This is a genomic window from Phenylobacterium sp. (assembly GCF_044371015.1).
Taxonomy (GTDB): domain Bacteria; phylum Pseudomonadota; class Alphaproteobacteria; order Caulobacterales; family Caulobacteraceae; genus Phenylobacterium.
Genome location: NZ_JBILUK010000118.1, coordinates 1 through 9,370 on the forward strand (window position 1 = coordinate 1; position 9,370 = coordinate 9,370).

The 9,370-nt window shown below is 63.6% G+C and carries 10 protein-coding genes; 3 read left to right on the forward strand and 7 right to left on the reverse strand.

What is annotated here, in order from left to right; translation table 11 throughout:
- On the reverse strand, nucleotides 1-611 hold a 611-nt coding region (nthA, locus tag ACIQ3R_RS10970; protein WP_397418389.1), incomplete at its 3' end, for a nitrile hydratase subunit alpha.
- A gap of 95 nt (nucleotides 612-706) precedes the next feature.
- On the opposite strand from nthA, the gene ACIQ3R_RS10975 reads away from it, so the two are divergent.
- Nucleotides 707-1,345: a DsbA family protein gene (locus tag ACIQ3R_RS10975; RefSeq protein ID WP_397418391.1), complete on the forward strand. Its 639-nt coding sequence runs from the start codon at nucleotides 707-709 to the stop codon at nucleotides 1,343-1,345.
- 184 nt (nucleotides 1,346-1,529) lie between these two features.
- Nucleotides 1,530-2,150 carry an ATP-dependent Clp protease proteolytic subunit gene (locus ACIQ3R_RS10980; protein ID WP_397418393.1) on the forward strand — a complete coding sequence of 207 codons (621 nt, stop codon included), beginning with the start codon at nucleotides 1,530-1,532 and terminating at the stop codon, nucleotides 2,148-2,150.
- A 6-nt stretch (nucleotides 2,151-2,156) separates the two neighbouring features.
- On the opposite strand, the gene ACIQ3R_RS10985 is transcribed toward ACIQ3R_RS10980, so the two are convergent.
- The gene (locus ACIQ3R_RS10985) at nucleotides 2,157-2,414 is read right to left on the reverse strand and encodes a hypothetical protein (protein ID WP_397418395.1); all 258 of its coding nucleotides are present in this window, start codon (nucleotides 2,412-2,414) and stop codon (nucleotides 2,157-2,159) included.
- The gene (locus tag ACIQ3R_RS10990; protein ID WP_397418397.1) at nucleotides 2,411-3,043 is read right to left on the reverse strand and encodes an HAD-IB family hydrolase; all 633 of its coding nucleotides are present in this window, start codon (nucleotides 3,041-3,043) and stop codon (nucleotides 2,411-2,413) included. The genes ACIQ3R_RS10985 and ACIQ3R_RS10990 overlap by 4 nt, the downstream gene beginning before the upstream one ends.
- A gap of 177 nt (nucleotides 3,044-3,220) precedes the next feature.
- Here ACIQ3R_RS10990 and clpX point away from each other — a divergent pair, with 177 nt between their 5' ends.
- Nucleotides 3,221-4,483 (forward strand): ATP-dependent Clp protease ATP-binding subunit ClpX, encoded by a 1,263-nt coding sequence (gene clpX, locus ACIQ3R_RS10995; protein WP_397418399.1) that lies wholly within the window; start codon nucleotides 3,221-3,223, stop codon nucleotides 4,481-4,483.
- Nucleotides 4,484-4,640: 157 nt separating this feature from the next.
- Here the strand turns inward: clpX and ACIQ3R_RS11000 are convergent, their stop codons facing one another.
- The 4 genes from ACIQ3R_RS11000 to ACIQ3R_RS11015 form a co-directional block, all read right to left on the reverse strand.
- Complete coding sequence (locus ACIQ3R_RS11000; protein WP_397418401.1) at nucleotides 4,641-6,401, reverse strand: amidohydrolase family protein; 1,761 nt, start codon at nucleotides 6,399-6,401, stop codon at nucleotides 4,641-4,643.
- Nucleotides 6,402-6,465: 64 nt separating this feature from the next.
- Nucleotides 6,466-7,887 carry a M20/M25/M40 family metallo-hydrolase gene (locus ACIQ3R_RS11005; protein WP_397418403.1) on the reverse strand — a complete coding sequence of 474 codons (1,422 nt, stop codon included), beginning with the start codon at nucleotides 7,885-7,887 and terminating at the stop codon, nucleotides 6,466-6,468.
- Nucleotides 7,884-8,912 (reverse strand): rhodanese-like domain-containing protein, encoded by a 1,029-nt coding sequence (locus ACIQ3R_RS11010; protein ID WP_397418405.1) that lies wholly within the window; start codon nucleotides 8,910-8,912, stop codon nucleotides 7,884-7,886. The genes ACIQ3R_RS11005 and ACIQ3R_RS11010 overlap by 4 nt, the downstream gene beginning before the upstream one ends.
- Nucleotides 8,913-8,972: 60 nt before the next feature.
- A partial coding sequence (locus ACIQ3R_RS11015; protein WP_397418407.1) for a uracil-DNA glycosylase family protein occupies nucleotides 8,973-9,370 on the reverse strand: 398 nt, incomplete at its 5' end.

Sequence of the window (9,370 nt, forward strand, 5' to 3'; positions counted from 1 at the left end):
CACAACCTAGCTGTCCCGATCATTCCATCGCGGGTGACCAGGGCGGCCAGGGCCTCGGCGTCGAGGCCCTCGGTGTCGGCCGGACGCTCGGGGATTACGAGGTAGCGGACCTCTGCCGTGGAATCCCAGACGCGGATCTCAGTTTCGTCCGGCAGCACCGTACCGAACTCAACCAATACGCCGCGCGGATCGATCACCGCGCGGCTTCTATACGGAGCGGACTTGTACCAGACCGGCGGCAGCCCCAGCACCGGCCATGGGTAGCAGGAGCAGAGGGTGCAGACGACGAGGTTGTGCACCTGGGGCCCGTTTTCCACCGCGACCATGTGCTCGCCCTGAGCGCCGGTGTAGCCAAGCTCGGCGATGGCCGCCGTAGCGTCGTTGCGCAGGCGATCCAGATAGGCCGGATCGGTCCACGCGCGCGCCACCACGCGCGCACCGTTGCGGGGGCCGACGCGGGTCTCGAAGTGGTCGACGATGGCGTCCAGCGCCACTGGATCGACCAGGCCCTTCTCCACCAGAAGCGACTCCAACGCTTTGACGCGGAGCGCGATGTCAGGCGGCGGCGCCTGGCCGTGAGGATCGTCATGATCATGATGGTCGTGGGCCATAACGGGAAATTGGCGCCTTCCGCCGACGGCGGGAAGAGCGCGCGTGACGATCCGCCACTGCCGTGTAAGCTCGGTCGTCAGAGGAGGAGCCCGCGATGGACGGCCCACACCTGATCTACTTCTCCGACCCGATGTGCTCGTGGTGTTACGGTTTTTCGCCGGTGGTCGACGAGATCCGCCGGAACTACGGCCGGGCGCTGCCGATCCGCCTGGTCATGGGCGGTCTGCGCCCTGGCACCGAGACCGTGACGACGCGCGAGCGGGCCAAGGAACTGGCCGGCCACTGGACGCACGTGACCGAGGCAACCGGGCTTCCCTTCGATGCGTCCCTGATCAAGCGTGGCGACTTCGTCTACGACACGGACCCGGCGGCGCGCGCGGTGGTCGTCGTGCGGCGCGAGGACCCTGAGATGGCATTGCGCTATCTCCAGGCGCTGCAGCATGCCTTTTACGCCGAGGCGCGGGACATCACTCAGGGCGGGGTATTGGCCGATATCGCGGAAGAATTTGGCCTTGGCCGCGCCTCCTTCCTCGCAGCCTGGGACGAAGAAGACGCCAAGGCTGAGACTTGGCGCGACTACGCCCTCTCGCAGCGCGCCGGTGTAACCGGATTCCCGACTCTCATCGGCGGCCCCAATGATGAGGGCGTGTTCGGCGTGGTGACGCGTGGTTATGCGGCGCCGGAGCAGGTTTTGGCGGTGCTGCGCGCCTGGATCAACCAGATCGCCGCCTAAGGCCCCAAATTGTGGCACTGCTGACAACTGATGTGCCCGGGCATACTCATCATCCGGCCTCCCGGGCGGTGGCAGGGACGCGAACGAAGGGGGCCAGCGCGCCTTGCGCCGGGGCTCGGCGCACGCGATATCTCCATTGAACACTCGCGCCCGGATAGGCGCCGAACACCCCGAAGGACTTTCCATGCGCGATCCCGTGACCACCGCCCTTGGCCTCGTGCCGATGGTCGTCGAGCAGACCAGTCGGGGCGAGCGAGCCTATGACATCTTCTCCCGCCTGCTGAAGGACCGCATTATCTTCCTGGCCGGCCCGGTCGAGGACGGGATGGCGAGCCTGATCTGCGCCCAGCTTCTCCATCTTGAGGCCGAAAACCCCAAGAAGGAGATTCAGATGTATATCAACTCCCCGGGCGGGATCGTGACCTCCGGCCTCGCGATCTACGACACCATGCAGTACATCAAGAGCCCGGTGATCACGCTTTGCCTGGGGATGGCGGCGTCGATGGGTTCATTCCTGCTGATGGCGGGAGAGAAGGACCAGCGGATCGCACTGCCCAACAGCCGGATCATGGTGCACCAGCCTTCGGGCGGCTACTCCGGCAAGGCGCAGGATATCCGTCGCCACGCCGAGGACATCCTGAAGACCAAGGCGCGGCTGAACAAAATCTACGCCAAGCACACCGGACAGCCCATCGAGGTGGTCGAGGAGACGCTCGACCGCGACTTCTTCATGACTGCCGAAGAAGCCCGCGACTGGGGGTTGGTTGACCACGTTTGGGAAAAGCGTGAGGGCGAAGACGACTGATTCCGATCAGCTCGCGCGTTTCCGGGCCAGCTCCAGAAGGCCCTCTCTCCCGCCTGATCGGGTAACATCGAAGCGTTCAAAGTCGCGGCCGTTCGCGCCTCGGATATCGGCGAATAGGCCCAGTGGATCCTCGTGGAAATGCAGGAACGCGCGACCCTTGCGATAGAAGACGCCGCGTGACCGCTCGGTAAGGCTGGTCAGTCGACGCAGTTCGGCGAGCAGGCTATCCAATTGATCAAGTGTGGCGGCGGTTGCGTGCTTCATGGCCGGCCGGTGAACACGCGATAGTAGGGCTCGTCGGCGGCGGCCAGCATATCGGTGTCGCCAGAGGTGTCGCCATAGGCCGCTCGGATCACCACCTCGGGGCCGAATGTCGCATGGATCCTGGCGACTTTCTCAGGCCCACGGCAGTTCGGACCATTGAAGCCGCCGGTCGCGCGACCCATAGCGTCAAACGCCAGTTCTGTGCCGATGATCCCATCCGCGCCGAGGCCCCGAGCGAAGGGTGCGACGACGAATGTGGGCGAAGCTGTCACAATGATCAGTCGCACATCATCGTTGCGCCAGCGCTTCCAGGCGATGATGGCGTCAGGGCGAAGCAATCGGCGGGAGACGTGGCCGGCAAAAGCCTTCGCGTCGGCCTCCAGCTCGTCGCGCGTCGCGCCACCCAGGAATGCACGTGTCGCCGCCGCCTTGATGCGCCCTCGGTCACGATGAAACAGCCAGGAAATTGCGGCCGGCGCGAGCCGGATCGCCCTCAACAGCGCGCCGGTCGGTCCCGCGCGCCAAAGCAGGAATGATGTGTAACTGTCGCGGACCGTGAGGGTGCCGTCAAAATCAAATGCCACCAGCGGCGCTGGTGTTCTGTCGATTGCCGCCGTCTCGTTGGTCATTCTGCGGCCTACCTGAACCTGTTCGCATGCGCGAAGGCTTGTGATCCTTGGCCGGATCGGGGAATGTCAAGACTTAGACAACCCGCGGCGCCTATCCTTGTGTGCTTGGGACTTTGACGCCCCGGAGCGCGGCCATCAGACCATCGATTGGCCGGGCTGGCAGAGTGAGATGACAACATGACCAAGGCCGCGAGCGGAGATTCCAAGAGCACGCTCTATTGCTCTTTCTGCGGCAAGAGCCAGCACGAGGTCCGCAAGTTGATTGCGGGTCCGACCGTGTTCATCTGTGATGAATGCGTAGAATTGTGCATGGATATCATCCGGGAAGAACACAAGATTTCCTTCGTGAAGTCTAAGGACGGCGTGCCCACCCCGAAGGAAATTCGCGAGGTCCTTGACGACTACGTGATCGGCCAGGATCACGCTAAGAAAGTCCTCTCGGTCGCGGTGCACAACCACTACAAGCGCCTGAACCACGCGACGAAGAACAACGATGTCGAATTGGGCAAGGCCAACATCCTGCTCATCGGTCCGACGGGCACCGGCAAGACGCTGTTGGCGCAGACCCTGGCGCGAATCATCGACGTGCCGTTCACCGTCGCCGACGCGACAACGCTCACGGAAGCCGGATACGTCGGGGAGGATGTCGAGAACATCATCCTCAAGCTGCTGCAGGCGGCGGACTACAACGTAGAGCGGGCCCAGCGCGGGATCGTCTACATCGACGAAGTCGACAAGATCAGCCGCAAGTCGGACAACCCTTCGATCACCCGCGACGTATCGGGCGAGGGGGTGCAACAGGCGCTGCTGAAGATCATGGAGGGCACAGTCGCCTCCGTCCCGCCCCAGGGTGGCCGCAAGCATCCCCAGCAGGAGTTCCTGCAGGTCGACACCACCAACATCCTGTTCATCTGCGGTGGCGCTTTCGCGGGGCTGGAGAAAATTATCTCAGCGCGCGGCCAGGGCACCAGTGTTGGTTTCGGCGCCAAGGTGTCCGATCCGGATGAGCGGCGCACGGGTGTAATCTTCCGTCAGGTCGAACCCGATGACCTTCTGCGCTTCGGCCTGATCCCTGAATTTGTCGGCCGCCTGCCGGTGATCGCCACACTGGATGATCTCGACGAGAAGGCGCTGGTTAAGATCCTCACGGAGCCCAAGAACGCTTTCGTGAAGCAGTACATGCGGCTGTTCGAGATGGAGAACGTTGGACTGACCTTCACGGACGATGCGCTGAATGCCGTGGCGCGGAAGGCCATCCTACGGAAGACAGGCGCCCGGGGCCTTCGGTCGATCCTGGAAGGCGTGCTGCTGGATACGATGTACGAACTACCCACCTACGACGGCGTCGAGGAGGTGGTGGTAAATGCTGAGGTCATTGAAGGCCGCGCCCAGCCGTTGATCATCTATGCCGAGCGCCGTGATAAGGGCGGGGCAGCCTAGAGTTTCCTTTGGGTGGGGCGTTGTCCAAGGCTAAACGCCAGCCAACGCATCGGCGATGCTCTGGACTTCAGACTCGGAGGGCGCGCTCTGCCGCCTGCTTGCGTAGATGATCCCGTTGTCGAGCCAAGGGCGCAGCCCAGGATGACCCAGCTGTGAACTACTCCGCGGCCATCGGCAGGATGACGGCTTCCCGGCCACCACGCACCAAGCCTCCGGGCAGGGCGCCCGTGTGCTCTCCATCCTCGAAGGTCACTTCGCCAGACTTGATCGTAAAGCGATAGCCCTCCGCCCGCTGGACGAGGCGTCGGCCGCCGGCGGGTAGGTCATGGATCGCTTCCGGCCGGTGCAGGCGCAGGCGTTCGAAGTCAATGATGTTGAGATCGGCCAATAGGCCAGGCGCGAGCCTTCCGCGGTCGTTAAGGCCGTAGGCGCGCGCTGTGTCGCTGGTCAGTTTGCGAACCAGGAACTCAAGTGGGAATTGATCGCCCTTGACGCGGTCGCGCGCCCAGTGGGTCAGGATGAAGGTGGGCATTCCGGCGTCGGCGATCACGCCGCAGTGGGCTCCGCCATCTGAGAGACCAAACAGCACATTGGGATGCTGCATGTTCTTGCGGAAGAAGTCGAAGTTGTAGGTCTGGTAGCCGCCGAGGGGTTGATAGAACAGCTCGCGCCCGCCGTCGCGGGTCAGCAGGTCATACATCATGGTCAGCGGCGGCACGCCGGCAGCCTGGGCGAGGCCGGCGACGCTTCCCTCGCGGTCGGGTTCATAGTCAGGACGGTCGCCCAACGGGAAGATGCGCCACAGCAGGCTGCCACCGAACGCCGCCGCGAGGTCGCCGGTCGCAGCGTCGCCAATCGCCGCGCGGATCAGCGGGCTATCCTCGGAGAGCAACCCGGCGCGGATCTCCGGCGTCTGCATGGCTGCGAGGCGCTCCTCCAGCCCGAGGTCGGCTAGTTTCGCCTTCCATGTCGGGCTGGCCATGAACACATGAAAGCTGGAGGTCAGCCCGTGGAGGATGCCCGTGGGCCGACCGGCGATCTGCGGGCGAATATCCATGCCATGGCGACGGCTTTCCTCAGCGATGTTGTACATCTTGTCGCCTTCGTAGGCGCCGGCCGAGGTGGCGACGAGGGTGACCGGAAGGCCGGTCTCCTGTGCGAAGCCCTTGACCCACATCCACTCGTCGTCGTCGCCCAGGTGGTCGGAGACCATCTCGAACACACCGTGGCGCAGCCCCTTCATTGAGAGGCCGAGGGCTAACATTTCATCGGAGCCGGCAAAGGTGCCGGGCATGTGAACGCCCTTGAGATCCTTGTGCAGCAGGGTACGCGAGGTGGAGAAGCCCAATGCCCCGGCCTCGACGCCCTCACGAACCAACCGAGACATCTCGGCGATCTCCTCAGCGTTGGGCTCGTAGTCGGTGTTGCAGCGGTCGCCCAGCACGTAGGCGCGGACCGACGCGTGCGGCACATGGGTTCCAACGTCAATGGCGCGGGGTTTTGCCTCCAGCGCGTCGAGATACTCGGGGAAACTCTCCCACTTCCAGTCAATGCCCTCGTGCAGGGCGGAGCCCGGGATATCTTCCACGCCCTCCATCAGTTCGATCAGGAAACCTTCCTGGCCGGGCCGCACTGGGGCGAAGCCGACGCCGCAATTGCCCATAATGGCCGTGGTGACGCCATGCCAAGAAGAGGGGGCCATCACCGGATCCCAGGTGGCCTGGCCGTCGTAGTGGGTGTGGATGTCGACCCAGCCCGGTGTGACGATAAGGCCTGCGGCGTCGATCTCGCGCCGGCCGGATGTGGTGATGCGGCCCACCACGCTGATGCGGTCGCCATCGATGGCGATATCACCCTTGAAGCGCTCGGCGCCCGAGCCATCGACGATGGTTCCGCCGCGAATGACGAGGTCGTGCATGGCATCCTCCCTGCAAGCAACCGTGATGGTATCGCGGCGCCGCCAGGGAAGGGCAACGGAATCGCTACTTGGCGATTTCCCGCAGCAGAACCTCCCAATGGGCCAGGGCGCCTGGTATCGCCGCCACCGGCGCCTTCTCGTTGAGGCCGTGTGTGAACGATACGCCCGGCTGGATGTACAGGCCTGAAACGCCATAGCTGGGCACGCCGGCTGCGCGGAAGTGCATGCTGTCGGTGGCTCCCGCCGACTGGATCGGCACGATGGGCAGACCAGGGTGGTTCCGGTCTACGGCCTTGCGTAGCGCGGCCATCACGTCGGCTCTTAGGGGAGATGCAGGGCTGTCGATCGAGCCGTCTGCGAGGCGGGTGATCGAGGCTGTCCCGTCATCGACTACCCGCACCAAGGTCTGGCGGACCTGTTCGGAGGCCGTGCCCGGGAAGATGCGGCAGTTCACTACGGCCCGCGCCCGCTGGGGCAGGGCGTTGGGCGCATGTCCGCCGGAGATCATGGTGGCGACACAAGTGGTGCGAATCGCAGCGTTGAAGCCGGGGTCGGTGGAGAGGGTCTCGGCGGCCCTACTATCTCCGGGGTCGGCAGCGAAGGCCTTCAGCGCCGGGCCATAGGGTTCGGGGGTTGTCGGCGCCGCAGCCATGAGCGCGCCGCGAGTCACCTCGTTGGCTTCAGGCGGGAACCTGAAGGCGGCGATGCGGTCCAGCGCTCGCGCCATCCGGTAGATGGCATTGCCTGGGGTCGGTCGGCTGGAGTGGCCGCCGGGATCGGTGAAGGTTATCTCGAAATCTGCATAGGTCTTCTCGGATGCCTGAATGCCGTATGTGGCGGGTTTTCCGGCAGCGTCGAGGCTGCCGCCGCCGATGTCGGTGTTCAGCACCATTTCCGCGCCCTTGAGCCGTTCGGCCAGTACAGCGCTCGTGGCCATCACGGTTTCCTCGTCGCCGCTCAGCGCAAGGATCACATCCCGCCCCGGTTTCCAGCCACGCCGACGGAGATCCGCCAGCAAGGTGACAACAACGGAAATGTCGAACTTGTTGTCGACTGCGCCCCGGCCATAGATCCAGCCACCTTCGACCACAGCGGTGAATGGATCTTGGACCCAGTCCTCCCGGGGGGCTTCAACCACATCCATGTGGCCGTTAATCACGATCGGTTTTGCCACCGGATCAGTCCCAGGAAACCGTGCGATCAAGAACGCGGTCTCGCCGAGTGGCTCAATGATTACCTCGCTGTCCTTGTAGCCACCGGCAACAAGTAGGCTCTTCAGATAGGCCGCATAGGCTGGAACTTGGTGGGAACCCTCCACGGATCGGAAGGCGATACCGCGCTTCAGGACTTCGAGCGCTTGGATCTGCAATGCAGACTCCGGCCGTGGAGAGGCTTGAGTCTGGCCTGTCACCATAAAGGTCGCGGCCAGCAAGCCCAAGAGAGATTGCTTCACGATTGCGCACCGCCATCGGTCAAGTTGTGTCACGTCTCGCTGGGATAGCCCGCCTCGCGCCAAGCCTTCATGCCGCCATCCAGTGCGACAGCCCGAGTGTAGCCGAGTTCGCGGAGCGTTGCCGCCGCCAGGGTTGAGATTTTGCCGAACTCGCAACATGTAAGGATCCGAACGGTTGGATCTGGCAGTTCGGTGTTCACCCGCAACTCCAGTTGACCACGGGGCAGGTGGCGCGCACCAGGTACGTGGCCGGCTTCGAATGCATCGCGCTCGCGAAGGTCCAGAATGACGAGATCGCGGGAGTTGCTCCCCAGCCGCGTACTCAGCTCTTCCTGTGACATGAAGGGCACGCGCGCCGACGCTTCCGACAGGAGTTGAGCGACGGTTTTGCCGCCGCTCATGTTCGTTCGGAGAGCTTCTGTCAGGTGTGTCGGCGCCGCGAGGTCCAAGCCTTGCATCATTGTTACAAATGAGGCCCGATCAGACTTCTGGAGCCGTGGGTTATCGGAAATCTCCGCCCCAATGGTTGAATGCAGGCGGCCCTTGTAGTCGTGGGCGGGAAACACCAGCGTCTCGGGCTTCAGCTTGAGGAGCTTGTCGAACAGGCTCTCAAAGAGCTCATTCGGATCGCCTGTCGGCAGGTCGGATCTACCCGTGCCACCGATCAGCAAGGTGTCACCCGTGAATACCCGATCGCTCATGAGCAGCGACATCGAATCTCGAGTGTGGCCCGGCGTGTGGATGACCTGGAGACGCAGTTCGCCAGCGATGATCATGTCGCCGTCGTCCACTCGCATGTCGGCATGCGGCGCTGGCGACAGCCGATGCATCACTACGGGAACATGGGTGGTACGAGCCAGCTTTTTGCTGGCCGAGAAGTGATCTGCGTGAGTGTGGGTGTCGACAACGTACTTCAGGGCGAGACCATGTTGGGCGCAAAGGCCCCGGTAATGGTCAATGCGGCTTAGCTCCGGGTCGATAAGGATGGCGGCCTTCGTCGCTTCGCAGCCGAGTAGGTAGGATTGGCACCCGCCAGTCGCCAATTGCTCGAAGATCATGCACGCCTCCGGGAGCTACTGCGCCTACTCATTGGAAAGCGGACAACCTCAGCACTGGTGTTAGTCGCCAACAAGGGCCCTTGCACGTTGAAAAATCGACTCGAACATCTGAGCCGTGAGCCGCCCAGTGTTCGTGTTGAGGCGGGAGCAGTGATAGCTGTTGATCACGGTATAGGGACCGGCGGCGAACTCCGCACCATGGCCGGACACGCCGGCCGAAGCCTTCAGGCCTAGGGCGCGGAGCGTGTTGCGTCGGGAAACATCGCCCAGCGTCACGATCACCTTAAGTTGCGGCAATGCAGCCAGGCGTGCGGCCAGGAATGGGCGGCAGGCGGCTTCTTCCGAGGTCTCGGGCTTGTTGCCTGGCGGGGCGCATCGGACGGCGTTGGTAATCAAGCAGTCGATCAGTTCGAGGTCATCGTTGGGACGGGCGCCATAGGTGCCGCGCGCAAAGCCGG

Bases quoted from the DNA above. Each gene is read 5' to 3' on its own strand.
- ACIQ3R_RS10985 (WP_397418395.1), bottom strand. From the start codon at position 2,414: ATGAAGCACGCAACCGCCGCCACACTTGATCAATTGGATAGCCTGCTC.
- ACIQ3R_RS11000 (WP_397418401.1), bottom strand. From the start codon at position 6,401: ATGCACGACCTCGTCATTCGCGGCGGAACCATCGTCGATGGCTCGGGC.
- clpX (WP_397418399.1), top strand. From the start codon at position 3,221: ATGACCAAGGCCGCGAGCGGAGATTCCAAGAGCACGCTCTATTGCTCT.
- ACIQ3R_RS10975 (WP_397418391.1), top strand. From the start codon at position 707: ATGGACGGCCCACACCTGATCTACTTCTCCGACCCGATGTGCTCGTGG.
- ACIQ3R_RS10990 (WP_397418397.1), bottom strand. From the start codon at position 3,043: ATGACCAACGAGACGGCGGCAATCGACAGAACACCAGCGCCGCTGGTG.
- ACIQ3R_RS10980 (WP_397418393.1), top strand. From the start codon at position 1,530: ATGCGCGATCCCGTGACCACCGCCCTTGGCCTCGTGCCGATGGTCGTC.
- ACIQ3R_RS11010 (WP_397418405.1), bottom strand. From the start codon at position 8,912: ATGATCTTCGAGCAATTGGCGACTGGCGGGTGCCAATCCTACCTACTC.